We start from the raw sequence: 26241 nt of genomic DNA, 5'->3' as shown, positions 1-26241 counted from the left end.
CCTGCACACTTGCTTCAAGCATCTGGACTCAGTGTTTCAACGGCGGGGCTAGCAAAGTTTCACTCTCTATTCGACTTGAGTTTGTAGCCAAGTAAGCAATCAGCGTTGCTGCTAAATTAGGTCGCCTGAATGTTGTGAGGGATAATAGCGGTTTTCGCTCAAACGTCATTTTCGGAATCCCCCATGGAAGTTAAAGTCAATTTTCTCGATAAGCTCCGCCTTGAAGCCAAGTTTGATGACTTCACGGTGATTGCCGATCAGCCTATCCGCTACAAGGGCGATGGCTCGGCGCCGGGGCCGTTTGATTACTTTTTGGCTTCGTCTGCGCTGTGTGCGGCGTATTTTGTGAAGCTGTATTGCAGCACCCGCAATATTCCAACCGAAAACATCCGCTTGTCGCACAACAATATTGTGGCCCCGGAAGACCGCTACAAGCAGATTTTCAAGATTCAGATTGAGTTGCCTGCGGATATCTCTGAAAAGGACCGCATTGGCATTTTGCGCTCGATTGACCGCTGCACGGTGAAAAAAGTGGTGCAGACCGGCCCTGAGTTTGTGATTGAAGAAGTGGCAAGCCTGGATGCCGATGCGCAGGCCTTGCTGACGGTGAACCCGGCGGCGGAGACGCAGACGTATATCACCGGCAAGGATTTGCCGCTGGAGCAAACCATTGCCAATATGACGGGCTTGCTGGCGAGCCTGGGCATCAAGATCGAGATCGCTTCTTGGCGCAATATTGTGCCTAACGTGTGGTCGCTGCATATCCGCGATGCGCATTCGCCCATGTGCTTTACCAACGGCAAAGGCGCGACCAAGGAAAGTGCGCTGGCCTCGGCGCTGGGTGAGTATATTGAGCGGCTGAGTAACAACCATTTTTATGCCGGGTCTTACTGGGGCGAAGACATTGCCAATGCCGACTTTGTGCATTATCCGAACGAGCGCTGGTTTAAGCCGGGGCGCAAGGATGCGTTGCCGAAAGAGATTCTGGATGACTACACGCGGGCCATTTACAACCCCGATGGCGAGTTGCGTGGCTCACATTTAATTGATACCAACTCTGGCAATCGTGAGCGCGGCATTTGCGCGCTGCCGTTTGTGCGGCAGTCAGATGGCGAGGTGGTGTATTTCCCGTCTAACCTGATTGAAAACCTGTACGCCAGCAATGGCATGAGCGCAGGCAATACGCTGGCCGAGGCGCAGGTGCAATGCTTGTCCGAGATTTTTGAGCGGGCCGTCAAGCGCGAGATTATTGAAAGTGAAATGGCGTTGCCGGATGTGCCGCCAGCGGTGCTGGCCAAGTATCCCGGCATTGTGGCGGGCATTGAGGGGCTGGAGGCGCAGGGCTTTCCGGTGCTGGTGAAAGATGCGTCGTTGGGCGGGCAATATCCGGTCATGTGCGTGACGCTGATGAACCCGCGCACCGGTGGCGTGTTCGCCTCGTTTGGCGCGCACCCAAAACTGGAAGTCGCGCTAGAGCGCAGCCTGACCGAGTTGCTGCAAGGCCGCAGTTTTGAAGGCCTCAACGACTTGCCGCAGCCGACCTTTGTCAGCGAGGCGGTGACCGAGCCGAATAACTTTGTTGAGCATTTTATTGACTCTAGCGGTGTGGTGTCGTGGCGCTTTTTCAGTGCCAAATCGGACTACGAATTTGTCGAGTGGGACTTTTCAGGTGATGGCGACAATGCCAACGCTGAAGAAGCCGCGACCTTATTCGGCATTTTGGCTGAGATGGGTAAAGAGGCGTATGTGGCGGTGTATGACCAGCTGGGCGCGACGGCATGCCGCATCTTGGTGCCTGATTATTCTGAGGTGTATCAGGTGGAAGACCTGGTGTGGGATAACACCAATAAAGCGTTGTTGTTCCGCGAAGATATCCTGAACCTGCATCAGTTGGACGATGACCGCCTGCAGGCCTTGCTGGAGCGGCTGGAGAATAACGAGCTGGATGACTACAGCGATATTGCAACCTTGATTGGCATCCAGTTTGACGAGAACACGGTATGGGGCCAGCTCACGGTGCTGGAGCTTAAGCTACTCATCAACCTGGCGTTGCAGCAGTTTGAAGAGGCGCAAGATCTGGTGGGGGCGTTTTTGCAGTACAACGACAACACCCTGGAACGCGGTTTGTTTTACCAGGCCCTGAATGCAGTGCTTGAGGTGGAGCTAGACGAGGAGCTGCACCTGGCCGATTACGAGCTAAATTTCCGCCGCATGTTTGGTGACGCGCGCATGGATGCGGTGCTAGGCGCTGTCGATGGCAGCGTGCGCTTTTATGGCCTGACGCCGACCAATCTGCAGCTGGATGGGTTGGACAGACACCATAGACTGCTGGACAGCTACCGAAAATTGCATGCCGCACGCGCCAAGGCTGCGGCCGCTTAGGCGCGCTGCCCAAGTGCCATTGGCGATGACTTAGGCATGAAGCCCGTCAGTTCTTCATCTGCATTGCATCCACGCAATCTGCACCGCGAGGGCTATGACTTTGCGCTGCTGGTGCAGGCGCATCCGGCCCTGGCGCCCTATGTGCGCCCGAATGCCTATGGCGATGACTCGATAGACTTTGCTCATCCGCAAGCGGTAAAAACCTTAAACCAGGCCTTGCTCAAGCAGTATTATGGCGTGGCGGTGTGGGATATTCCCAAGCATTACTTATGTCCGCCTATTCCTGGCCGGGCCGATTATGTGCATTACCTGGCGGATTTGTTGACAGAGTCTGGTCATACGCAATCTGCGCGTTTGCTCGATATCGGCACCGGCGCCAATCTGGTCTATCCGCTGATTGCGGCCCAGGCTTATGGCTGGCAGTGCTTGGGCGTGGATATTGACGCCAAGGCCTTGCGCAATGCACAGCAGCTGATCGAAGCCAATGGCTTGCAGCCACTGATTTCTGTGCGCCAGCAGCCAAATATGGCGGCGATTTTTAAAGGCGTGATCTTGCCGGGCGAACAATGGACGCTGACCATGTGTAACCCGCCTTTTCATGCCTCGGCGGCTGAGGCACAGGCGGGCACTCAGCGTAAATGGCGCGGGCTGGGCAAGCGGCCACCGCAGGCGCTGAATTTTGGTGGGCAAGCCAATGAGCTGGTGTATGAGGGCGGTGAGGCAGCGTTTTTAACCACCATGATTCATGAGAGCAGGCATTTTGCCCAACAGTGCGTATGGTTTACCACGCTGGTCTCCAAAGCCAGCAACCTGCCGTTGGTGATGCGTGAACTCAAGAAAGCGCGGGCACTGACGGTAAAAACGGTGGAGATGGCGCAAGGCCAGAAGCAAAGCCGCTTTGTGGCGTGGACGTTTCAGACGATCACCACGCAAAAAAGTCCGTCATCCGTGGCTTGATTGGATGCAGACATTTTTTAAATACAGTGTTTGCGTAAATAGCGGGTATAATGTAGCTACCCTGTGAACTACCAATCCTCACAGCGGCCTTGTCATAAATCATCGATATAATCCTCGTTTGTCCAGATTGGTGTTGCTGCGGCAACAGACCAACGCCCAATAATTTGTTGCATGCTTGTCGTTTGTGATGGGCGATGCACACTATTAAAGTTGAATAACCTTGTCACAAGAAAATACCCCTGCAAACACGACGTTTGCTGATTTGAATTTGTGCGCGCCTGTGTTGCGCGCGATTGCCGATGCCGGCTATACCTCACCGACGCCGATTCAGGCGCAGGCGATTCCTTATGTATTGCGCGGTGGCGATTTACTGGCCGGAGCGCAAACCGGGACAGGCAAAACCGCTGGCTTTACCTTGCCGATTTTGCATCGCTTGTCTGAAAGCCCGTTAAAACAAACCGCCGCAGGCAAGCCGCGTTGTCTGATTCTGTCGCCAACGCGCGAGCTGGCGGCGCAGATCGGCGAGTCAGTGACCACTTATGGTAAATATCTGCCGCTGAAAAGCATGGTGGTGTTTGGCGGGGTAGGGATTAACCCGCAAATCAGCCGCTTGAAAAAACCACTCGATATCATGGTAGCGACGCCGGGCCGCTTGCTCGACCTCACCAACCAGAAGGCGCTGGATTTGTCTGGCATTGAAATTCTGGTGCTGGATGAAGCCGACCGCATGCTGGATATGGGCTTTATTCACGACATTAAAAAAGTGCTGGCCTTGCTGCCCAAGCAGCGGCAAAACCTGCTGTTCTCGGCGACGTTTTCCGATGAAATCAAACAGCTGGCAGATAATCTGCTGAATAACCCGGACCTGGTGGAAGTGGCGCGTCGTAACACCTCAAACGCGCTGATTGAGCAAAGCGTGCATATGGTGCCGCAGTCGCACAAGCGTGAGATGGTGAGCTTTTTGATCAAGCAACATCAGTGGGAGCAAGTGCTGGTGTTTACACGCACCAAACATGGCGCGAACCGGCTGGCGGAGAAGCTGGTAAAAGACGGCATCCCGGCCATGGCGATTCATGGCAACAAGAGTCAGAATGCCCGCACGGCGGCGCTGGCTGAGTTTAAAGCGGGGGGGATCACGGCACTGGTGGCGACCGATATTGCTGCACGTGGCCTGGATATTGACCAGCTGCCACAGGTAGTGAATTTTGAGCTGCCTAACGTGCCCGAAGACTATGTGCACCGCATCGGCCGGACTGGCCGTGCTGGCGCCACTGGGGCGGCGGTGTCGCTGGTGGATAGGGAAGAACTCAAATTGTTGAAAGACATTGAGAAGCTGATCAAGCGTGAGATCCCCAAGCTGCAGGTAGAGGGCTTTGTCGCCCCCGAAAAAAGCAGTGAAGAGCCGGATCGGCCATCACGGACTCAGCCTCGCGGTCAACGGCCAGCGCCTAAATCGGGCCAGGCGCCCCGTGACGCATCGCGTAGTCAGAAACCAGGCCAACCCAGGCAACATCAGCCTAAACCAGGCCAACCCAACGCTGCCCCAAGCAACCCGCGCAACGCTGGACAACACGCTGGCCAGAAAAAACCGGCGAATGCATCTGGACATCCTGCTGGTCAGCAAAAATCCGCGCGTCAGCCTGGGGGCCACAAACCACAAGGCGGCGCGTTATTTAGCGCCAGACCGGTGCCGAAAGCCGGTTAATGCGGATTTGGGTGGATGCCGATGCCTGCCCGGGCGTGATCAAGGACATCCTGTTTCGGGCGGCGGAGCGTAGTCAGGTCATGACTACCTTTGTCGCCAACAAAGTTCTCTATGTGCCGCCCTCAGCCTATTTGCGCGCCTTGCAAGTCGCCAAGGGCTTTGATGTGGCAGATAACGAGATCGTGGCGATGCTGGAAGCGGGCGATTTGGTGATTACGGCAGATATTCCGCTTGCCGCGCAGGTGATTGAAAAGCAAGCGCATGCGTTGAATCCACGCGGGGAGTTTTATTCGGCAGAGAATATCCGCGAGCGACTGGCTATGCGCGACTTTATGGAATCACTGCGCGCCAGCGGGGTGGAAACGCAGGGCCCCAATGCTATGCAGGCGTCTGACCGCCACGCGTTCGCGCGGCAACTGGATCAGTTTTTGGCGCGCAAACGCATGGACTAGGCTAGCCTTGCTAAGCGTATGCGTTGATTACCGTTTGACGTCTGCTGCCAAGGTTACGTCTGTATAGCAGGCCAAGCAACAGGCCGCCCGCCAACAGATTCAGGCTGATGCTGGATTCAGGCACCGGTGTTACGACCGACCAACCGATGGCCGCCATGCCTGCATAATCCAGATCGGTAAAATATTTGCGTGTGCCAGGGGTAATGTCTGGGTCCATCATCGTCTCCTGCAGTGTTCCGCCAACCGTGCTCATGGTGCCTGGCGCCCAGTGCGCCAGGTCATTGCTGAGGGCGACGGTCCCGGTTTCGCTACTGTTAAAATTGCTGCCGTTCACCTGTGCTTCAAACGAGGGGGCCAGGCCAAAGCCAAGCACGTGGGCAATTTCGTGTACGGCCACCGTGTAAAAATCAAATTGGGTATTGGTCAACCCTGCCTGATCCTGGCCAAAATACCATGAGGTTGAACTGTTGAAGCTGATCATGCCACCCCAGGTGGCAAAGTCGGTGGCACTGTTACCCGTGGTGTTAGTCTGGCCACGGTCGACGGCGTTGGCGCAAAAGCTGCCTAGCCCACTGCATGAATAGCCGCCGGAGCCGCCTGCACCAATGGTGAAGCCACCAAGGTTATCGCTACCCACATATATTTTGATCACATTTGCCGCCACACTCAGATTGGAGAGCGTTTGCGTCTGATTAATATCCGAGGGGTCAAGAATCAGACCCTGGAAGTTGTTGAGGCCGCCTGAATTAATGGCGCTTAGTGAGTCGGTAATACGGGTTTCAAACACCGAGGCAGCCGCATTGAGGGTTTGAATGTTGGTGCTGTTAAAGAAGCCGCTGGTATCGTAACTAAAGTCAAATTGGATATCAATATTGGCAAATGCGGACGGGGACGCCACGAGCAGGGCAGTGAGAGACCAGGTTAACAATTTCATCGCAGACGTATCCTCTTGATAAGTAATTTAGAGTTGTTTTAATCGCAGTATAGCGATTTTATGTCTGCTGTTGAGCATACTGCCGTGTCTGGGCTAAAAATAGCCATGATGCATCCTGCGTTTAGGGCAAAATGCGACAGCATGCCACCCGATGGGGACTGCAAGAGGCTTAAGCCGACTGATATAGATGGTGCTGCTGGATATACTGGAGCACAGACGCAGGCAACTGGTCTGTCAAATTCTGGCCTGGATGCGCCAGTGCTGTACGGATGCCGGTCGAGGAAATCGCTGGTGGGCTCTCGGGCAAATAACCGATGAAGCCATGCGTGGCTGAAGAGCATTGGCTGCTAAACGCTGCGCCAGCGAGGAATCTTTGTGTGTGTTCTGCATGCAAAACCAGCTCGGTTCTCAAGTCTGCACGGTGCACAACCAACAGATGGCAATACTCCAGCAGCTCCTGCCAGCGGTGCCAGGTCGGCAATTGCTGGTAGCTATCCTGGCCAATGAGCAGGCAGAGGGATTGCTCGGGGAAACGCTGGCGGAGCAGGTGTAACGTCTCTACGGTGTAAGAGGGGCCCTGACGATCCAGTTCACAGCTGTCGAGCACGTATTGCGGATGCGCCTGAATGGCAAGCTTGACCATGGCAGCACGGTGTTGCGCCGTAACCGCCGGGGCAGTCTTGTGCGGAGGCAAGGCGGCAGGCACAAAGCGGATTTGCGTACAGTGCAGCGTGTCCAGCACGGTCTGTGCGAGCGCCAGATGCCCGTTGTGGATGGGGTTAAAGGTGCCGCCGAAAATGCCTATGCATTCCATCTTCATGACTCTTTGGGTAGATTATGGCGTTGCGCATCTAGGATTGCACAAGCCAAACGCCTGCCAGCGTGATTAAGCGCGGACGTGGCCGTCACCCAGAACGACATACTTGAGGGAGGTTAAGCCTTCCAGACCGACCGGGCCACGCGCATGCAGTTTGTCGGTAGAAATACCGATTTCTGCACCAAAGCCATATTCAAAGCCATCGGCAAAGCGGGTAGAGGCATTGACCATCACACTGCTGGAGTCCACTTCACGCAAAAACTGGCGTGCCTTGGTGTAGTTTTCGGTCACAATCGCCTCAGTGTGCTGGCTGGAATACTTGTTGATATGCGCAATCGCTTCATCCACGCCACTGACCACCTTGCAAGAGATAATCGCGGCCAGATATTCGGTGTAATAGTCTTCTTCAGTCGCCGCCTTTGCCTGTGGCACGATGGCACGCGTTTCGTCGCAACCACGAATTTCCACACCTTTGCCTAGCAGCATCTCGGCCAGTTGAGGCAAGGCAGTGTTGGCGATGCTGCGTGCGACCAGCAGTGACTCTGCCGTGTTGCAGGTGCCCAGTCGCTGGGTTTTGGCGTTTTCGAGAATACGCACGGCTTTGGCCAGGTCAGCTTCGTCATCGACATAGACATGGCAGTTGCCATCCAGGTGTTTGATCACAGGGATGCGGGCATCGTTGCTGATGCGCTCGATCAGGCCTTTGCCACCGCGCGGCACGATCACATCCACATATTGTTTCATGGTGATGAGTTCACCGACGGCAGCGCGGTCAGTGGTCTCGACCACGAGCACGGCCGCTTGTGGCAAGCCCGCTTGTTGCAGACCCTGATGCACGAGTTTGGCCAGCGCCTGGTTGCAATGAATGGCCTCGGAGCCGCCGCGCAGAATGCAGGCGTTGCCGGATTTGATACACAAACCCGCCGCATCGACCGTCACGTTAGGACGGGCCTCGTAAATAATGCCGATCACGCCCAGCGGTACGCGCATCTGGCCGATCTGGATGCCGGAAGGACGGTATTTGAAATTGCTCATTTCGCCAATCGGGTCTGGCAAGCTGGCAATTTGCTCCAGGCCTTCTGCCATGGTTGCCACCGATTTCTCGCTCAATGTCAGGCGGTCCAGCATGGCGGCTTCCATGCCATTGGCTTGGGCGGCTTGCAGGTCTTGCTGGTTGGCGGCGAGCAGGGCTTTTTCGTGCTGACGGATCAGGGCAGCAATATTGCGCAGCGCCTGGTTCTTGGTGTTGGTGTCAGCTTTTGCCATCAAGCGGGAGGCGGCGCGTGCCTGCTCCCCCAGTTGTTTCATATAGTGTTGAATGTCCATAATCGCTATTCTAACTGAAAACCTTAACGAGACCTGCCTGCCGCAGCTCTGGCCGTCTTGTTGGCTGCCATGCGCGCAATGCCTGTACATAGCCTTGACAGCTCCAGCCAGGCATCGCCATCGCCCACGCCTTTTGCCATGCGGTCTATGTCAGACAGTTTTTGCAAAGCAGCTTCGATATGTTTTTGCGGTAAAAATTCCAGCGCGCGCCTGACTAATTGCTGGCGGTCACCAAATAGCCTGGCTTGACTCAGCGCGGCTTGCATGGCGATGCCTTGTTGCATGGCCAGCCTGACTTGCAACAATGGGCGGAACAGCCAAATCAGCGGATTCATGACCGCCACCGCGGTTTCGCCTTCTTCGCGCAGGCCTTCGAGCATGCGCATGACGCGTTGCGGGTCGCCTTGCAACATGGCTTCCCCCAGTTGCGAGACGTCAAAGCGGGCCACATTAAGCACGCATTGGCGGATGGCGTCTTCACTGAGCGGGCCGGGTGGGTAGAGCAAGCCCAGTTTTTGGATTTCCTGATGGGCGGCCAGTAGATTGCCTTCGACCTGCTCGGCAATAAAGCGGCGCGAGGCTTCATCTGCAGTTTGCTGTTGCATGGCCAGTCGCTGCGCAATCCACTCCGGTAGTTGTGCCAGTGGCACCTGATTCAGTACCAGCAGCACCCCATGTTGCGACAGGGCTTCATACCAGGCGCTGCTGGTCATGTCACGGTCTGGGGCGGGCAGGGTGAGGATGATGGTGGTATCAGCCGCAGGCTGTTCTGCCAGTTGCTGCAAGGCTTTGGCGCCTTCCACGCCGGGCTTGCCGGTGGGGAGGTTGATTTCAAGAATCCGTTGCTCGGCAAACAGCGAAAAGCTCTGCAGAAACTGGCTGACTTGTGCCCAGTTGAAGTAGCGCTCCACTGTAAAACTGGCACGCTCTTGCGCGCCATGTTGGCGTGCGGCGGCGCGGATCTGGTCTATGGCCTCGGTGATGGAGAGGGGCTCATCGCCCGCCAGCACGAACAAATGCTGTTTGGGAGGCAAATATTGCGTAAGTTGCGCCGCCTGAATGCGCATGGCTATTCGGCTTTTTTAAGGGCAGACAGTCGTCGCATGATGCCGTTGAGCACGTCTAACTGCATGCTGTCACTGAGCATTTTTTGCTCGGCCTGCTTGGCCAGCAAGTTGGCGTCGTTATAGGTATAGTCACGACGGCCTTCCATGATCAACGGCAGTGCCCAAGTTGGCTCACCGGTGACTTTGGTACGGTATTGCACGCGGTAGTACAGCTCGTATTCTCGCACCACCCCGGTCCCGCTCAGAGACAGAATACGTTGTTCGTTTTCTTCTTTGAGCAGTTCCAGCTGTAGTTCAGCTTCTTCTGCGTCGGTCACAACCTTGACACCCTGTTCTACCAAGGCCTTTTTGAGCGCAATGTTGATTTGCGTAGAGCCCTTGATGAAAATGGTTTTAAAGGCAATCGGTGACGGTTGGCGCAGGTGAAACCCGCAAGCAGACAAGAGCGCCGTCAGCACGGCGATGCTGCACCACAGGGTGATCGCGTGAATCCAGCGGGTAGGGGTTGTCTGCTGCACAATGCGCTCCTCGAAAGAAAGGGCTAAGCCACCACAATATTAATCAGTTTGTTGGGCACGACGATGATTTTTTTCACGCTGCCTTCATTCAGGAATTTTTGGACGAAGTCCTGATTAACGGCAGTCGCTTCAATCTGCTCTTTGGCCATGCTCTTGGGGATGCTGATGCTGCCACGCAGCTTGCCATTGACCTGCACCACGTATTCCACCTCGTCCTGTACCAGGGCTGAGTTGGCTGGTTCTGGCCATTTGGCAGACAGAATGTCTTCGCCAAGTTTGAGCGATTGCCACATGACTTGCGTGATGTGCGGTGCAATCGGTGATAACAGGCGCAACAGGATGCTGTAGCCTTCAAACGCCACGGCGATCCAGTCTTTTTCTGCCTCTTTTTGCACTTTCTCCAGCGTGTTGAGGATTTTCATGCAGGCAGAGGCCACCGTGTTGAACTGTAGCTTGCCCAGATCGACATTGGCCTGTTTGAGCACGCTGTGCACTTCACGTCTGTGGTTGGCCAGCTCGCCGGTCAGTTTGTTTGGCAGGTCAGCCGGTGTCTGTTGGGACAAGACATGGCCAAAATTCCATACCCGTTTCAAGAAACGGTGTGAGCCTTCCACGCCACTGTCTGACCACTCCAGCGTTTGTTCTGGCGGCGCCGCAAACATCATAAAGAAGCGGGCAGTATCCGCGCCATATTGTTCAATCAGCGATTGCGGGTCGACGCCATTACGCTTGGACTTGGACATGGTGCCTATGCCCTGGTAGTCAATAGCCGAGCCATCTTTGAGCAGCTTGGCACCAGTCACCTTGCCGTTGTTATCGTGTACCAGCTCGACTTCTTCTGGCGCAAAATATTCAATACCGCCTTTAGCCGTGCGGCGCGAGAAGATATGATTCAGCACCATGCCTTGTGTCAGCAGGTTGGCAAATGGCTCATCATAATTGACCAGGCCGAGGTCGCGCATGACCTTGCTCCAGAAGCGGGAGTAGAGCAAGTGCAGAATTGCGTGTTCAATGCCGCCAATATACTGGTCTACCGGCATCCAGTGATTGGTCTGTGCATCCACCATGGCTTCATTGCTAAAGCCTGAGGCATAGCGTGCGTAGTACCAGCTGGAATCGACAAAGGTGTCCATGGTGTCAGTTTCGCGCTTGGCGGGCTGGCCACATTTGGGGCAGGTGCAGTTTAAAAAGTCTTCGCGCTTGTTGAGCGGATTGCCTGAACCATCCGGGACACAATCTTCCGGTAATTTCACCGGCAGCTGGTCGTCGGGCACAGGCACATCGCCACAGCTGTCGCAATGAATGATCGGAATCGGGCAACCCCAGTAGCGCTGACGGGAAACGCCCCAGTCGCGCAGGCGCCAGTTGGTCTGCTTGCCGCCCAGATTTTTTTCTGCCAGATCAGCTGCCACAGCCTCAACTGCTTCTGCGTAGCCCAGATCGTTATATTTGCCAGAGTGGATGCACACGCTTTTGGTTTTATCGCCATACCACTCTTGCCAGGCTGCCAGGTCAAATTCCTGACCGAGCACGCTGATCACTTGTTTGATCGGCAGGTTGTATTTTTTGGCAAAGCCGAAATCACGTTCGTCGTGCGCAGGCACGGCCATGACGGCGCCTTCGCCATAGGTCATGAGCACATAGTTGCCTATCCACACCGGCACTTGCTCGCCGGTCATCGGGTGGGTGACGGTCAGGCCGGTGTCCATGCCTTCTTTTTCCATGGTGGCCATGTCGGCTTCCATGACGGAGCCTTGCTTGCATTTGTCGATAAATGCTTGCAGCGCCGGGTTTTGTTGCGCAGCTTGTGTCGCCAGCGGATGCTCGGCTGCCACGGCACAGAAGGTCACGCCCATGATGGTGTCGGCACGGGTGGTGAATACCCACAGTTTGCCGTCATCAATCAATTGGCCGTCATTGTTTTTGATGTCGTGCGTAAACGCAAAACGCACGCCCACGCTCTTGCCTATCCAGTTAGCCTGCATGGTTTTGACACGCTCAGGCCAGCCTGGCAGTTTGTCCAGATCATCCAGCAATTGCTGTGCGTAGCCGGTGATGTTGAGGTAATAGCCAGGGATTTCACGTTTTTCTACGATCGCCCCCGTGCGCCAGCCGCGGCCATCAATTACCTGCTCATTGGCGAGCACGGTCTGGTCGACTGGGTCCCAGTTCACCACCTGGGTTTTTTTGTAGGCGATGCCTTTTTCCAGCATGCGCAAAAACAGCCACTGGTTCCATTTGTAATAGTCAGGCTGGCAGGTGGCCAGCTCGCGGCTCCAGTCAATGGCAAAGCCCAGTGACTTCAACTGCTTGCGCATGTAGGCAATGTTGTCATATGTCCATTGCGCTGGTGGCACGCTATTCTGAATCGCTGCGTTCTCGGCAGGCAAGCCAAACGCATCCCAACCCATGGGTTGCAACACGTTAAAGCCTTTCATATGGTGATAGCGGCTTAATACGTCGCCGATGGTGTAGTTACGCACATGCCCCATATGCAACTTGCCACTTGGGTAGGGGAACATCGACAAGCAATAGTATTTGGGCTTGTGACTGTCTGCCTTGGCCTGAAAACTCAGCTTGCTGTCCCAGTGCTGTTGGGCCTGTTGCTCGACTTCTTTAAATGGATACTGCTGTTGCATGCTGAAATGGGTTTGAAATAAAAAACAAGATTATACCTGACTAAGGTTCTGCTGGATGGTGGGGATGATTTTCCTGAAGCGGAATTTTTAACGCCTGCATATCCACGTAAGTGGTGGTTGATATTAACCAATTCTGAATCGGATTGGTTTTTTTGGACCAGTGATTAAATTGATTTATCATTAATATATAGTCATAAAATAGATTATTTTTATAACAATCATATAGTTAATAATTATCGCGATATGTTGGCATGTTGTTTGCAGCCTTGACACACTCTGTTGTCATTTTTGGGGTTACACACATGCAAAAACCAAGAAAAAAACTGATTGTCGTTGCGACGGCATTTTCATTACATGCCTATGCGCTACAGGGGCTGGCAGAAGAACAGTCTCAAGCGAGCAAGTCGGTGGCGCTGGATAAACTCGAAGTCCGTGGCATTTTGCCCGACCGCCTGGACTCCGTGCCGGGGTCATACGATTTAATTGATGAAAAAGCACTGATGGAGCGCCGCCCATTCTCAATTCAGGAAGCGTTGAACAATGTGCCTGGTGTGAATGTCGTTGGGGAGAATACATTTGGTTTGGGCGTGAATATCGGGATTCGGGGATTAAACCCTCGCCGGACTTCACGTACCTTGTTAATGGAAGATGGGATGCCTATCTTTCTGGCGCCTTATGGAGATCCGGCAGCGCATTACACCACACCGCTTGAGCGTGTACAGCGTATTGAAGTTGTAAAGGGGTCCGGCCAGATTCTTTATGGACCACAGACCGTGGGCGGCATGATCAACTTCGTGACTCGGCCTGTGCCAACGGATGGACAAGTGCATGGAAATGTACAGGCGACGTTGGGTAACCATGACTTTAGCAGTCTTTACGGCACGATAGGCGCTGGTGATGAGCGTGGAGGACTGATGATAGATGCCCTACATAAAAAAGGCGATGGCATCCGCAAGCATCATGACTTTGAGATTCAGGAGTATACGGCGAAAGGACAGTTAAACTTGTCGGACCGACATACGTTGATTGCTAAAGCCAGTTATTTCCGCGAGGACTCGCATGTATCAGAAACCGGTTTGGGCCTTGTGGAGTATCACGAAGATAAGTATCAGGCACCTACTGGCAAGAATGATGTGTTTCAGCATGAGCGGACTACCTTTCAATTGCAGCACCTGTTTCAGGTCAATGAGCAGGTGAAATTGAGTACGCAAGCGTATTATGCAAAATCTGAACGGGCATCATTCAGGCAAATCAACAACCCAGGTGAAAATGCGGGTCGATCCCAACTGGAAAGATGTCCAGCAGGCATTGGCGGTAATGGTAACCCTAATCTGGCGTTAGCTGATCAATGCGGCGGGCGTTGGCGGCCACGTGAGTTTGAATATTGGGGGATTGAGCCACGTCTGGATATTCAACACAGCCTATTCGGGATCGAAAGTAATGCAGTATTGGGCTTCAGATATCATAAGGAAGACATCGATCGTAAACAATATCGTGGTGATGACGCCCGTTTCCAACATCTGGGTTTTGCCCAAACGACCTTGCCACGAGAAGATATTAAAATTGAAGTAGAAGCAAAGTCCTATTACGCACAGAATACCTTCTATGTTGGAGACTGGACATTTACGCCCGGTTTGAGACTAGAGGATATCCGGATTAAAACGGATGTGATGCGTGCAGATGGTAACCCCCAAAATAACCCTGAGTCCAAGTTAACGAATAATCAAACTAAGTTATTGCCAGGATTGGGTTTGACCTGGAATGGCTTTGAGAAAACAACTTTATTTGCGGGTGTGCACAAAGGTTTTGCACCACCACGTCCTGACCGTGACCTTTTTGCTGAAAATGGTGCGAATACAGCCGTTGTGAGTAAAACCAAGCCAGAGGAGAGTATTAATTGGGAGTTAGGTTTAAGATCGAGTTTCTTTAAAGGCGTTACATTTGAGAGTACCTTATTCCACACGGTCTTTGATGATATTGTCGTCGCTGGCCCTGTACAGGGCACATTCATTAATGGTGGTCAGTCTGAACAAAATGGTATCGAGTTTGGTGGTCGAATTAATTTTGGGCAGATTTACAACACTTCGCACAACTTCTACATCGCAGGCTCTTACACTAACTTGTTCACTGCTAAATTTAAAAAAACCAATGCAGCAGCTAATATTGTAGACGGTGATCGCTTACCATATGCCCCTCGGCATCTTGCTTCTTTAAGCTTTGGTTACGAGCATCCGGTTGGTCTTGATGCACGTATCGGGGTTGATTATGTGAGCAGTCAGGAAGAGGATGTGTCCTTCAGAGCCGGCCGTAATAGTGCGAACGTATTGCGAGGGGTGACAGGTGATATTCCATCTTACGCGCTCATTAACGCGACTGTGAATTACAGACCGGTTGGGAGTCGCATGACTTATTTTGCCAGCGCTTATAATCTGGGTGATCGCGAATATCTTGCTAGCCGTGTCGATGGTATGGTGGCAGGACGCCAGCGCCAGGTGTTTGGTGGCATACGTTACGATTTCTAATCGTAACGTCCATAAAAAAAGCCCGCAACTTGCGGGCTTTTTGATTTGAAGAAATTATTTCAATGCTACAAAGATTTCTTCTTTAATGGTATTCAATTCACCCAGGCCATTGACCTTGACGTATTGCGGCGCACCGCTGACGCCGGATTTAGCCCAATCAGAATAGTAGCCGATCAGTTGCTCGGTCTGGTTGTGGTAAACCTCCAGACGCTTCAATACCACTTCTTCCTTGTCATCATCGCGTTGTACCAGGTCTTCGCCGGTGACATCATCTTTGCCTTCCACTTTTGGCGGGTTGAATTTGACATGGTAGGTACGACCTGAAGCTGGGTGGCTGCGGCGGCCACTCATGCGCTCAACGATGGCAGCGTCCGGCACATCAATCTCAACCACGTAGTCAATGCCTACGCCGGCCTGTTTCATGGCTTCGGCTTGCGGAATGGTGCGCGGAAAGCCGTCAAACAGGAAACCATTGGCGCAGTCGGCATCTTTAATGCGTTCTTTGACCAGGCCGATAATGACTTCGTCTGGTACCAGGCCGCCGGCATCCATGAATTTTTTGGCTTCAAGACCTAATTGGGTGCCTGCCTTGACTGCTGCGCGCAACATATCGCCGGTGGAAATTTGCGGAATATTGAATTTTTCTTTGATAAAGGTGGCTTGTGTCCCTTTACCGGCACCAGGGGCGCCCAGCAGAATCAAACGCATAACATGCTCCAAAAATGGGTAAGAATAAAAAAACAGAATTATATCAGGCTCTGTTTTAAAGCAGATTTAAAATCAGCTTAAGGCTGCACACAATCGCAAATTGGCTGGCCGCTGCTAAGTGACTATTTTGTTATTAACTTGTTGATATGAATGGTTTTATGATTGATTTTGGCTTGCCAGATAATTGCTGATCGCGACAAACTCGGCCACGCTGAGATTTTCGGCGCGTAACTGCGAATCGATATTCAACGCGCTGAAGCCTGCATCATCCAGCAGTCCTTTCAGTGTGTTGCGCAAGGTTTTGCGGCGCTGGCCAAACGCGGCGGTGACCACTTTGGCAAACAGGGCTTCGTCCGTCGCCGGGAAAGGCAGGCTGGCGTAAGGCACGCAACGGACAAAAGCAGACTCGACTTTCGGCGCTGGATCAAAGGCTTCGGGCGGCACGGTGACCAGATACTCCATCTGCAAACGGTATTGCAGCATGACCGAGAGACGGCCATATTCAGCGTTGGAGGGGGCAGCGACCATACGCTCGACCACCTCTTTTTGCAGCATAAAGTGCATGTCTATAATCTGCGCCGTGTTCTCGAGCAGCTTGAACAGGATGGGGCTGGAGATGTTATAGGGCAGGTTGCCGACGACGCGGATGCGTTCACCCAGGGTGCCGAAGTCGAACTTGAGCACATCCGAATTATGGATGGTCATTTTTTTCGCCGGATAAAAGCCTTGCATCCATTGAATGATGTCACGGTCGATTTCGACGACGTGCAAGTGGTTCAGCTGTTTGAGCAAAGGCTGTGTCATGGCGCCCAGCCCAGGGCCGATTTCCACCATCAGATCCTCGGCTTGCGGATGAATGGCGTTGATCAGGCTCTGGATGATGCTCTGGTCGATCAGGAAGTTCTGACCAAACTTTTTCTTGGCGATATGTTTCATTTGTGACGAGTCTTGCGTGTATGCGAAAGTGCAATGGCGAGCTGGATGGCGCTCAGCATGCTGCCGATATCGGCTTGACCGCTGCCCGCAATATCCAGCGCCGTGCCGTGATCGACCGAGGTGCGGATAATGGGCAAGCCCAGCGTCACATTGACGCCTTGGCCAAAACTGGCATGTTTGAGCACGGTCAGGCCCTGATCATGGTACATGGCCAGAAACGCATCGGCATGGGCCAGGTTTTTCTGCGAAAACATGGTATCTGCGGGCAGGGCGCCTACCAGTTGCATGCCCTCTGCGCGCAACTGTGTCAGCACCGGGTTAATCGTGTCGATTTCTTCCATGCCCAGATAGCCATCTTCCCCTGCATGCGGGTTCAGTCCGGCGACATAGATGCGTGGTTGCGGGATGCCGAAGGTGTGTACCAGATCATGGTGCAAAATACGCAGGGTGGTGGTGAGCGAGGCTTGCGTAATGGCGGCGCTCACTTGGGTGAGTGGCAAATGGGTGGTCGCCAGAGCCACGCGCATGCCTCCCCCCACCAGCATCATGACTACTTGTGCAGTGCCTGTTTTTTCTGCCAGATATTCGGTGTGGCCGGTAAATGCAATGCCGGCTTCGTTAATGATGCCTTTGTGCACGGGGGCGGTCACCATGGCATCAAATTCCCCGGCCTGGCAACCTGCCAGCGCGCGGTCCAGCATCTCTAGTACGGTGCGGCCATTCCGGGGATCTAGTTTGCCTGCCACGACGGGGGCGGCCGTTGGGATGGGCAGCACGGTCAGCGTACCATCGCCTGCGTGGGAGTGAAGTGGCCGGGCGTCCGTGTGTATGGTGAGTGGCATGCCCAGTTGCGCAGCGCGTGCCTGTAAAGCTTGCGGGTCGGCCAGTACCACAATCTCTGCTGGCAGGGCGGTATGCGCCAGCTTGACGCAAACATCCAGGCCGATGCCTGCAGGCTCGCCAGACGTAATGGCAATTTTGGGCAAAGCGTTCATGGATGGTGCAGATGCACCGGTTTCAGTGCGCTGCACTTAAAACTTGTCTTCCAGCCGCATTTCGACAAACGCCTTGTCGCGCAACTCATGGATCCAATCGTTGTACGCTTCCTCCGCCTTGCGCGCACGGATTTCCTGACGCGCTTTCAAGCGTTTGGATTCTTTGGACATGTCCTGTTTACGTCGCTCCAACACCTGGATCAAATGCCAGCCAAACTGGCTGCGGATAGGGGCACTGACTTCGTTGATTACCAACTCTGCCATGGTTTTTTCAAACACCGGCACGGTGTCACCCGGGCTGATCCAGCCTAAGTCACCGCCGTTGGAGGCGCTGCCATCGTCCGAATACTGACGCGCCATGTCCTGGAATGGCGTGCCGTGGTCTATACGCTCTTTAATGCCTTCAATTTTCTGTCTGGCTTCTTTGTCCGATAACACCTCGTTCGGTTTGAGCAGAATATGGCGGACATGGGTCTGGTCAACAATCAGCGTGCTGGCGCCCGCACGTCTTTCATTGAGCTTTAGAATATGCACACCGCTTGCACTGCGGATTGGGCGAGAGATACCGCCGGGCTGCATGGTTTTAACCAGTTCAAGAAACTGGGCAGGCATCTGCTGACCACTGCGCCAGCCCAGGCCGCCGCCGTCCAGCGCATTCGGTGCATCCGAAAAGTTGGCCGAGGCTTTTTCAAAACTCATGCCGTCCGCCAGCGCTTTCATGATTTGTTCGGTACGTGCTTTGGCTTTTTGAATGTCGTCTGGGCCGCTGTCTTCGGGCAGGCGAATCAAAATCTGCGAGATGTTAAATTCATCCAGTTCGCCTTCTTTTTCCTGTGTTGTCAGGTAGTTATCAATTTCCGCTTCAGAAATATTTACTTTGTTATCAACATCGCGCTCGCGCAGGCGGGCGATGATGATGTCATTGCGGATATCTTCACGGAATTTGTAAAAGCTGGTGCCATCTTCTTCGAGTGCTTTTTTAAACGCGGGCAAAGTCAGGTTGTTTTGTTCGGCAATGCGGTCTATGGTTTTGTCCAACTGCGCATCATCCACCTTGATGCCGGTTTGCGCTGCGAGCTGCAATTGCAGGCTATCGACAATCAGCCGCTCCAAAATCTGTTTCTGCAACGCTTCATCGGGCGGCAGGTCAGCGCCTTTTTTGAGCATTTGTGCTTTCACATATTCCATACGGTTCAGCATTTCACGCTCGGTAATTACGGATTGATCGACCACGGCAATAATGCGGTCCATTTTTTCAATCGGTTTTTTTTCTGCCGCGAATAAGGTTGCAGACTGTGCTGTGATGAGCAAAGCGGTACTCAACGTGAGGATTAAATTCAGTATATGTTTCATCATTGCGCGTTCTGGTCTCTGTAAATTGCCGGGATATCATAAGTGCGCATATAAGTTGGGATATTGCGCTTGATCACATTCAGCGGGTTGGCACCAATAGAGGTCAGCCCACCGAGTTCGAGTTGAAAAAACATGCCGTAGTTCGCATTGGCCGTCGCTGTTTGCACACGTTGCATGACAGCACGTGCCTGCCAGCAGCCCGCATCATACTCAAGTCCGCCCAAAAACTGTACTGCATTGGCGTCACGGATAGAGTAGTTCAATCGGCTGATGCCGTACCAACCGGAGCCTAGTGGCCATTGCGCTGAAGTATCGATTTGCTCCAGCGTGTTAGCCGTGTAACGGTAGCCGAAGGTAAACGATTTGCCTGGTTCAGGGTTATAGCGCAGCAAGTAATTGTTGCGCTGCATATTGCTTCTTTCTGTATCGTATTGCCAGAAAGTATCCAGATTCAAGCGACTGGAGAGCCTTGCCGTGAAGCCAGCCAGAATGTCCGAGGATTTACTGATACTGGTGGTGGTATTGGGTAGTGTGACTTTCTGGTCTTCAAAATAATAGCGCTGCGCCAGCGTGCCACTCAGGCGCTCAATGCCGGTTTCACTGTCAATCAGACGGCTGGTGAGGGCCAGTGTCATCTGGTTGGCATTATTGACACGGTCATCGCCACTGAACTGATTTTCATAAAAAATCGAGTTCTGGTTCAAGGTGTTGAGCGAGGTGTCAAAAATCGGAAGCTTGCTCTGGTCTTTATAAGGGATATACACATAGTATGCCCGTGGTTCCAGCGTATGCGTATACGTGGTATCAAACAAGCTGGTCTGACGGTCAAAATACAGACCGGAATCCACGCTCGCGATAGGCAGCGTACGATTCAACTGATTGTATTCCTGAGAATATCCTACGGGTATATTGTTGCTCAAACTGTATTGCGTACTTTGCACACCAATTTTTGGCGTCACATAAGCGTAAGAGTTTTTCATCGGGTATGAAATCGAAGGGTAGACACTCATGCGACTGCCGCTAGGCTTGTCTACCATGCCATCCATGGTTTGAAAATTAACGTATTGCGCCCCAATTTGCGGCTTGAACCCTTTCCACTCGTCGTTGTAGGTAAAGGTCAGTTGGGGTAATCGCTGATAGACAAAGGACACGTTATCCAGGTTTTGGTAGCGCTGAAGGATGCCGTTAAAGGTGACGTGCTCGCTGTTGTAATTGGCAAACACGGCCTGTTGCAAGTTCACACGTGAAGTGACCTGAATCCGTGTCGCCAGGTCTGAAAAGTAAGTATCATCAGAGACCTTTTCAAAGCTGTAGCCGCCAGACCAGTTACTGCCAAAGCTTTGTAAATGCGTGAGCTTGGCGTAGTAACGGGTTTGCCCCGTCATGTTGTCTTTATCCAGATACTCCAGGTTGTTGATGCCGGAATAGGTTTCGCCCAGATAGCGGAACTCTCCTTGCAGTTGTAGGCCGCGCTTGCTGAAGTAGTTGGTGGATACCGTGGCATCCATATCCGGGCTGATATTGATATAGTAAGGCGTTAAAAGCTGAAAACCGCTCCGCGAGGTCGTGCCCCACAAGGGCGCAAGAAAGCCGCTTTTACGTTGGTTGTTATACGAAAAGCTCATCCAGGGCGTGTAGAGGATAGGCACCCCTTTGAATTCGACATAGGCATTGGTTGCCACGCCGGTTCTAGAGTAATCGTTCAGTTCCAGGCTATTAGTTTTGATATACCAGTCATCCACATCCGCTGCACAAGAGGTATAGCTGGCGCCTTTCAGGCGTTTGATGTTCTGGCCTTCAAAGAGCACCTGTTTGGCGGTGGCGCGAATGTTGTCAAATGCATTGCTTTTGGTACTGGCCTGGGTGCTGTAAGACTGATTGTCTTCCAGATATCTTTTCGGGTCACTGAGTAAAATTGCCTGATCATTCAGCAAGGGACTACCGTCCTCATCGTTGGGCGGTGGCGGGCTACTTTTGAATTCAATGGATACATCACGCATTTCACCGATGTTTTCGCTCAGGCGCATGCGCAACATCGGGCCGGTGATTTTGGTTTGACCGGCGGTAATCACCGCATTGCCTTCGACTTGCAATTCATCGTTCTGGATATCGTAGCGGATATCATCGCCCGTGACCTGTTGCCCGTCTTTGCGCATCACAGCGTTGCCCGTCGCACGCATTTGACGGTCCATGCGCAGTTGCAGGGTGTCGCCTTCAATCTCAATCGCACCTGGCAAGGTGACCGCCTCTGCCAGCTGAATTTTTTCAGGGGCAGCCTCTTCCTCAGCGCGCAAGTGCTCAGGCGAGAGTGTGCCTATGGCCAGCAATGCCAGAATCAGGCGGATCCCGCGCTCCTGAAAAGTAGATGAGTGAACGTGCAAGTTATTCAAAGAGTGATCGTTTCGGTCAGGCCTGCCGTTGGCAGCGTAATTATTACGGCGAATTTTGGGATGTTAGCCCGATGCCTTGTTTCAATTGCGCTATATTATTCATGAAAACGCTTAAAAAGTCATTTTTCCCTTAAAATGGCTGCCGCATTTTCATCGCAGCGGCCACCAGACAGGCCTATTCAAGATTCGGGATATTTTGTGGATAGAACACAGCACCTTCAGCAATGGCTGACAGACGTACTTCAGCAACCCTTTACGCTCAGCACGGCTTCCGCCGATGCCAGTTTCCGTCGCTATTTCCGCGTACATCTGGCCGCAGAAACCCTGATTGCCATGGATGCGCCACCGCCCCAGGAGGATTGCCGTCCTTTTGTCCGCGTGGCCGAGCAGTTACTGGCCGCGGGGTTGAATGTGCCCAAGATTCTCGCGCAAGACCTGGAACAAGGGTTTTTGCTGCTCAGTGATCTGGGCAATGACACCTATTTGTCGCAGCTCAATGCCGGTAATGCCAAAGCCTTTTATGGTGATGCATGCCAGGCCTTGATCAAGATGCAACTGGCGACCCAGCCCGCCGCTTTGCCGCCTTATGACAGTGCGTTGCTCATGCGTGAGTTACAGTTGTTCCCCGAATGGTATGTGGGCAAGCATTTGGGCAAAACGCTGACCCCGGAGCAGCAAGCGGTGATGGACAAGACATTTGCCTTGCTGGTCGACAATATTTTGCAGCAGCCACAAGTGACCGTGCATAGAGACTATCACGCGCGCAACTTGATGGTTACCGCCGAGCATAATCCCGGCGTACTTGATTTTCAGGATGCCGTGATCGGGGCGATTACTTATGACCTGGTTTCGCTGTTCAAGGATGCCTATATCCACTGGGATGAAGAAATCATGATGGATTGGGTGGTCCGTTATTGGCAGTCTGCCAAGCAGGCGGGATTGCCCGTGAATACTGATTTTGGTGAGTTTTATCGTGATTTTGAATGGATGGGCGTTCAGCGGCATATCAAGGTGCTGGGGATTTTTGCGCGGCTGTATCATCGGGATGGCAAGGCGGGCTACCTCAAGGATATGCCGCTGGTGATGCAATATCTGCAAGCCGCTTGCGAGCGCTATGTCGAGTTGCGTCCTTTCTTTAAGTTGCTGAAGACGCTAGAGGCGGCATGAAGATGCGCGCCATGATTCTGGCCGCTGGTCGCGGTGAGCGCATGCGGCCGCTGACCGACCACACGCCCAAACCCTTGCTGGCAGTGGGCGGCAAGCCCTTGATCGTCTGGCATATTGAGCGCTTGGCGCAAGCAGGAATCACTGAGATTGTCATTAATCATGCGCATCTGGGGGCGCAGATTGAAGCCGCGCTGGGCGATGGTGACCGCTGGCAGGTGAATATCCGTTACAGTGCAGAAAGTACGGCGCTGGAAACTGCGGGGGGGATTGCCTATGCCTTGCCGCTATTAGGGACGCAACCATTTCTGGTGGTGAATGGCGATGTCTATACCGATATTGACTATGCACGCCTGGCGCTCCCCGCCGGTAAACTGGCGCATCTGGTCATGGTGGATAATCCGCCACAACATCCGGCCGGAGATTTTGGCCTGGTCAATGGCCTGCTGCAAGAAGACGCCAGCCATAAACTGACGTTCTCAGGTGTGGGGGTTTATCATCCAGACTTGTTTGTAACGGTGACGCGCGGGCAGCCAGCCAAACTGGCGCCGTTATTAAAAGCCGCCATGCGGCAGCAACAAGTCAGCGGGCAGCACCATGCGGGGGTCTGGCATGACATTGGGACGCCAGAACGATTAAAACAACTGGATGAATGGTTAAGCAGATCATAACAAGCAGCAAAAAGGGAGCATCATGAAACCACCGTACGAGCATAAAACAGACAAGCTGGCGCATCAGGCCTTGATGTGGATAGAGCGTTTAGGGTTGGGGCTGGTGACACTGGCCACCTTCTTTTCACTGGCGCATGAACTGTCGCGTATGTGGAACGCCGGCATGGTCGGCCTGGGCGATTTGTTGCAGCTGTTCCTGTATCTGGAAGTCTTTTCCATGATCAACAGTTATTTTGGCTCTGGCAAATTGCCGATGCGCTACCCGATTTATATTGCCATGGTGGCCCTGGCGCGGTATTTGTTGCTGGATATGAAAGAAATGACAGAGACGCATATGCTGGCAGTGTCTGCCGCGATTCTGATTCTGGCCGTTTCGGTCTTGGTGATGCGTTTTGGCCATGCCCGCTATCCTTATGAGGATATTCCCCAGCAAAAACGGGATTTGTTGTAATTGGCCGCTGAGGTCCTCAGCGGCACGGCTCAGGCAGCAACAAGGGCTTCGCTGGACAGGGTGACCCGGTTGCGGCCATTGGCTTTTGCCGTATACAGGGCCTGATCGGCACGGCTGAACAGGTCCTCTGGCTGTTCGCCAGGCTGGTAGGCGGCCACGCCCAATGAGATGGTGATGTTGGAAATCATATGCTGCGTGATGGTGTTTTTGATATTGATCGCTGCAACTTTATGCCGGATTTGCTCGGCGATTTCACGCGCGGTTTCCAGCTGCGTATTCGGTAGCAGCAACACAAACTCTTCACCGCCATAGCGCGCCGCCGTGTAGCTGTTGCCGGCAACGGTTTTAAAAATGCTGGCAACTGCCTGGATCACCTTGTCGCCAAACAAGTGGCCATAGCTGTCATTCACCTTTTTGAAGTAATCAATATCCGCAATAATCAGGCTGGTATCGACGATGTGCTGTTGCAGGCAATCGTGCAGCGCCACGTCAAAGCTTTTGCGGTTCATGAGGCCAGTCAGCCCGTCTTGCAAGGCTTCTTGTCTGGCCTTGATCATTTCGTTTTTGAGCGCGTCCACCTCTTCCAGGCTTGAGCTCAATTTGCCTTGCAAATGGTTGAGGCTATTGGTCATCATCAGCGTTTCTGACAGCAATGAGTCCAGTTGCAAAGCCAGTTGCGGTTCCTGTTGCTGGATCTCGTTAGACCAGGCATCCAGGGTTTTAGTGTATTCGCTTGTTTGCAGCCCGGTTTTTTCGGTCGAGCTGCGCATTTCGGTGACGACTTGGCTGAAACGTTCTACCAGTTTTTTTGCATGATCGGTATCAATGCCGGCAATATGCTTGTTAAAGACATGGGCCGTGCTTTTTTCATTCAGTTTTTTTTCTTTTTCAATCAGTGCGTTGACCTCATCAATCAGGCGCGCGTGTTCGCCGGACGAGTATTCATACCAGACCGCATAGCTGACTGGATGAAAGGCGGCATCCTGCATCGACATATGGTGGATGGCTTGCCGCAGGTGCTCTGCACTTTTTTCTTTGGTGACTTCGTATTGCATCATGGTTTTCCGCGATGTTCAGTTCAACACTAGGTATTCTTTATTTGTGATTAGGGCATACTGGATAACATATCGGCAGCTGCACAGAATTCTTGAGGCCAGGCCCTTTGCCTGCGAGGGCCGACAGTTTTTTTAGTAGAATAGCCACGATGATTCCAAGTTGATCCCGCATCAAGTAGCCCATGAAAAACGAAGATTTATTACAACTGGTCAGCGTCAAAATGCCTTATGGCAAGTATCAGGGACGCTTGATTGCCGATTTGCCCGGCCACTATTTAAACTGGTTTGCCCGTGAAGGCTTTCCACGCGGTGAGTTGGGGCGGTTGCTGCAATTGATGCAAGAGATCGACCACAATGGTTTGTCGCCATTACTCAACCCCTTACGCGAAACGCACAGGCATGACGATGTTTAAAGGGATTGTTTTGCTGATTGCGCTATTGTCTGTGCAGGCCAGCAAAGCCGAAGAGGCTTGGCAGTCGCCGGAGTACCTGCAGCTTGCCTTTGTAGAGGTCGCGTTACACAACGAATACCGGCCGGGGGAGTTTGGGGTGCGCAAGTGGTTAAAGCCGGTCAAGGTATGGCTGGTTCACCATGCCGACGAACAGGAAAAGCATACTACACTGACGCGCTACCACCTTCAGCATCTGGCGCAAATTACCGGGCATGCTGTGGGTTTTGCCAGCAGTGCGGCTGACGCCAATATGATCGTGATTTTTAGCGAGGCGGCACAATGGCAGCAGGATTTGAGAACGGTGAGTGGCAATCCAAACATGCAGCCGCCAGACGATGCGGTCTGTATGTTTGGGTCTACCGCTGATGCCGGGCAGGCGCTCAAGCGGGCTTGGGTGGTGATTCCGGTAGATCATGCGCAAGCGCATCGGTCACTGGTCTCCTGCATCGTCGAAGAAATCACCCAGGCCATGGGCTTGCCCAATGATTCCGAGCGCGTGTTTCCTTCGGTTTTTAACGATAAAACGCCCGAGGCCTTGCTGACGGGTCTAGATGCCTTGTTGCTCAAAATGCTGTATTTACCCGCCATCAAGCCCGGCATGCATGCCGCCCAGGTGCGACCCATCCTGGCACGTCAACTGCAACAATGGCAACAAGATGGCACCATAGAACAAGCTGAGCAATCGGTCAGGCGATCACCACTGTATGAGATGATGGGATTTTGATTGTGGGTGCCTGGCAGGCAGGG

The 26241-nt window shown here is 53.1% G+C and carries 22 protein-coding genes; 10 read left to right on the top strand and 12 right to left on the bottom strand.

What is annotated here, in order from left to right:
- Window positions 1-183: 183 nt before the first annotated feature.
- The 4 genes from ACT53D_RS06845 to ACT53D_RS06830 all read left to right on the top strand — a co-directional run bounded on the left by ACT53D_RS06845 (window position 184) and on the right by ACT53D_RS06830 (window position 5496).
- Window positions 184-2382, top strand: a complete 2199-nt coding sequence (locus ACT53D_RS06845) for an OsmC domain/YcaO domain-containing protein (protein WP_476155249.1) — start codon at window positions 184-186, stop codon at window positions 2380-2382.
- Between the two features lie 36 nt (window positions 2383-2418).
- Window positions 2419-3339 (top strand): 23S rRNA (adenine(1618)-N(6))-methyltransferase RlmF, encoded by a 921-nt coding sequence (gene rlmF, locus ACT53D_RS06840; RefSeq protein ID WP_476155247.1) that lies wholly within the window; start codon window positions 2419-2421, stop codon window positions 3337-3339.
- Window positions 3340-3559: 220 nt separating this feature from the next.
- Window positions 3560-5044: a DEAD/DEAH box helicase gene (locus ACT53D_RS06835; protein ID WP_476155245.1), complete on the top strand. Its 1485-nt coding sequence runs from the start codon at window positions 3560-3562 to the stop codon at window positions 5042-5044.
- Window positions 5044-5496, top strand: coding sequence for a YaiI/YqxD family protein (locus tag ACT53D_RS06830; protein WP_379077457.1), 453 nt, complete (start codon window positions 5044-5046; stop codon window positions 5494-5496). Before ACT53D_RS06835 ends, ACT53D_RS06830 begins: the two co-directional genes overlap by 1 nt.
- A 10-nt stretch (window positions 5497-5506) precedes the next feature.
- On the opposite strand, the gene ACT53D_RS06825 is transcribed toward ACT53D_RS06830, so the two are convergent.
- The 6 genes from ACT53D_RS06825 to leuS form a co-directional block, all read right to left on the bottom strand.
- Window positions 5507-6430 (bottom strand): matrixin family metalloprotease, encoded by a 924-nt coding sequence (locus tag ACT53D_RS06825; RefSeq protein ID WP_476155243.1) that lies wholly within the window; start codon window positions 6428-6430, stop codon window positions 5507-5509.
- Window positions 6431-6599: 169 nt separating this feature from the next.
- Window positions 6600-7250: a nicotinate-nucleotide adenylyltransferase gene (nadD, locus tag ACT53D_RS06820; protein WP_476155241.1), complete on the bottom strand. Its 651-nt coding sequence runs from the start codon at window positions 7248-7250 to the stop codon at window positions 6600-6602.
- Window positions 7251-7316: 66 nt separating this feature from the next.
- Window positions 7317-8573 (bottom strand): glutamate-5-semialdehyde dehydrogenase, encoded by a 1257-nt coding sequence (locus tag ACT53D_RS06815; protein WP_476155239.1) that lies wholly within the window; start codon window positions 8571-8573, stop codon window positions 7317-7319.
- Between the two features lie 23 nt (window positions 8574-8596).
- Window positions 8597-9640, bottom strand: a complete 1044-nt coding sequence (holA, locus tag ACT53D_RS06810) for a DNA polymerase III subunit delta (RefSeq protein ID WP_476155237.1) — start codon at window positions 9638-9640, stop codon at window positions 8597-8599.
- A 2-nt stretch (window positions 9641-9642) separates the two neighbouring features.
- Window positions 9643-10158 (bottom strand): LPS-assembly lipoprotein LptE, encoded by a 516-nt coding sequence (locus tag ACT53D_RS06805; RefSeq protein ID WP_275356968.1) that lies wholly within the window; start codon window positions 10156-10158, stop codon window positions 9643-9645.
- A 23-nt stretch (window positions 10159-10181) separates the two neighbouring features.
- Window positions 10182-12797, bottom strand: a complete 2616-nt coding sequence (leuS, locus tag ACT53D_RS06800; protein ID WP_379077472.1) for a leucine--tRNA ligase — start codon at window positions 12795-12797, stop codon at window positions 10182-10184.
- A 251-nt stretch (window positions 12798-13048) separates the two neighbouring features.
- On the opposite strand from leuS, the gene ACT53D_RS06795 reads away from it, so the two are divergent.
- Window positions 13049-15319 carry a TonB-dependent receptor family protein gene (locus ACT53D_RS06795; RefSeq protein WP_476155234.1) on the top strand — a complete coding sequence of 757 codons (2271 nt, stop codon included), beginning with the start codon at window positions 13049-13051 and terminating at the stop codon, window positions 15317-15319.
- Window positions 15320-15373: 54 nt separating this feature from the next.
- Here ACT53D_RS06795 and adk read toward each other — a convergent pair whose 3' ends face one another.
- From adk to ACT53D_RS06770, 5 genes are all read right to left on the bottom strand, one after another.
- A complete protein-coding gene (gene adk / locus ACT53D_RS06790) occupies window positions 15374-16027 on the bottom strand; it encodes an adenylate kinase (protein WP_194747172.1) in 654 nt (217 codons plus the stop codon).
- A gap of 156 nt (window positions 16028-16183) precedes the next feature.
- Window positions 16184-16963, bottom strand: coding sequence for a 16S rRNA (adenine(1518)-N(6)/adenine(1519)-N(6))-dimethyltransferase RsmA (rsmA, locus tag ACT53D_RS06785; RefSeq protein WP_379077479.1), 780 nt, complete (start codon window positions 16961-16963; stop codon window positions 16184-16186).
- The gene (pdxA, locus tag ACT53D_RS06780) at window positions 16960-17958 is read right to left on the bottom strand and encodes a 4-hydroxythreonine-4-phosphate dehydrogenase PdxA (RefSeq protein ID WP_476155232.1); all 999 of its coding nucleotides are present in this window, start codon (window positions 17956-17958) and stop codon (window positions 16960-16962) included. Before pdxA ends, rsmA begins: the two co-directional genes overlap by 4 nt.
- Before the next feature lie 36 nt (window positions 17959-17994).
- Window positions 17995-19311 (bottom strand): peptidylprolyl isomerase, encoded by a 1317-nt coding sequence (locus tag ACT53D_RS06775; protein WP_476155608.1) that lies wholly within the window; start codon window positions 19309-19311, stop codon window positions 17995-17997.
- Window positions 19311-21701, bottom strand: a complete 2391-nt coding sequence (locus tag ACT53D_RS06770; protein ID WP_476155230.1) for an LPS-assembly protein LptD — start codon at window positions 21699-21701, stop codon at window positions 19311-19313. Before ACT53D_RS06770 ends, ACT53D_RS06775 begins: the two co-directional genes overlap by 1 nt.
- A gap of 198 nt (window positions 21702-21899) precedes the next feature.
- Between ACT53D_RS06770 and ACT53D_RS06765 the strand changes: the two genes are divergently transcribed.
- Genes ACT53D_RS06765 through ACT53D_RS06755 form a run of 3 tightly spaced genes read left to right on the top strand, consistent with a single transcriptional unit; the run spans window position 21900 to window position 23987 of the window.
- Window positions 21900-22868 carry an aminoglycoside phosphotransferase family protein gene (locus ACT53D_RS06765; protein WP_476155228.1) on the top strand — a complete coding sequence of 323 codons (969 nt, stop codon included), beginning with the start codon at window positions 21900-21902 and terminating at the stop codon, window positions 22866-22868.
- A 2-nt stretch (window positions 22869-22870) separates the two neighbouring features.
- Complete coding sequence (gene murU, locus ACT53D_RS06760) at window positions 22871-23536, top strand: N-acetylmuramate alpha-1-phosphate uridylyltransferase MurU (protein ID WP_476155606.1); 666 nt, start codon at window positions 22871-22873, stop codon at window positions 23534-23536.
- 22 nt (window positions 23537-23558) lie between these two features.
- Window positions 23559-23987: a phosphate-starvation-inducible protein PsiE gene (locus ACT53D_RS06755; protein ID WP_194747166.1), complete on the top strand. Its 429-nt coding sequence runs from the start codon at window positions 23559-23561 to the stop codon at window positions 23985-23987.
- Between the two features lie 29 nt (window positions 23988-24016).
- On the opposite strand, the gene ACT53D_RS06750 is transcribed toward ACT53D_RS06755, so the two are convergent.
- Complete coding sequence (locus ACT53D_RS06750) at window positions 24017-25045, bottom strand: diguanylate cyclase domain-containing protein (protein WP_476155226.1); 1029 nt, start codon at window positions 25043-25045, stop codon at window positions 24017-24019.
- 179 nt (window positions 25046-25224) lie between these two features.
- On the opposite strand from ACT53D_RS06750, the gene ACT53D_RS06745 reads away from it, so the two are divergent.
- Both ACT53D_RS06745 and ACT53D_RS06740 read left to right on the top strand, forming a co-directional pair.
- Window positions 25225-25455 (top strand): DUF3820 family protein, encoded by a 231-nt coding sequence (locus ACT53D_RS06745; protein ID WP_476146300.1) that lies wholly within the window; start codon window positions 25225-25227, stop codon window positions 25453-25455.
- Complete coding sequence (locus ACT53D_RS06740) at window positions 25442-26218, top strand: DUF2927 domain-containing protein (RefSeq protein WP_476155224.1); 777 nt, start codon at window positions 25442-25444, stop codon at window positions 26216-26218. Before ACT53D_RS06745 ends, ACT53D_RS06740 begins: the two co-directional genes overlap by 14 nt.
- Window positions 26219-26241: the final 23 nt, after the last annotated feature.

It is taken from the genome of Methylophilus sp. DMC16 (assembly GCF_056314045.1).
Note: the sequence above shows the minus strand (reverse complement) of the source record. Positions and strands in the feature narration are given on the sequence as shown.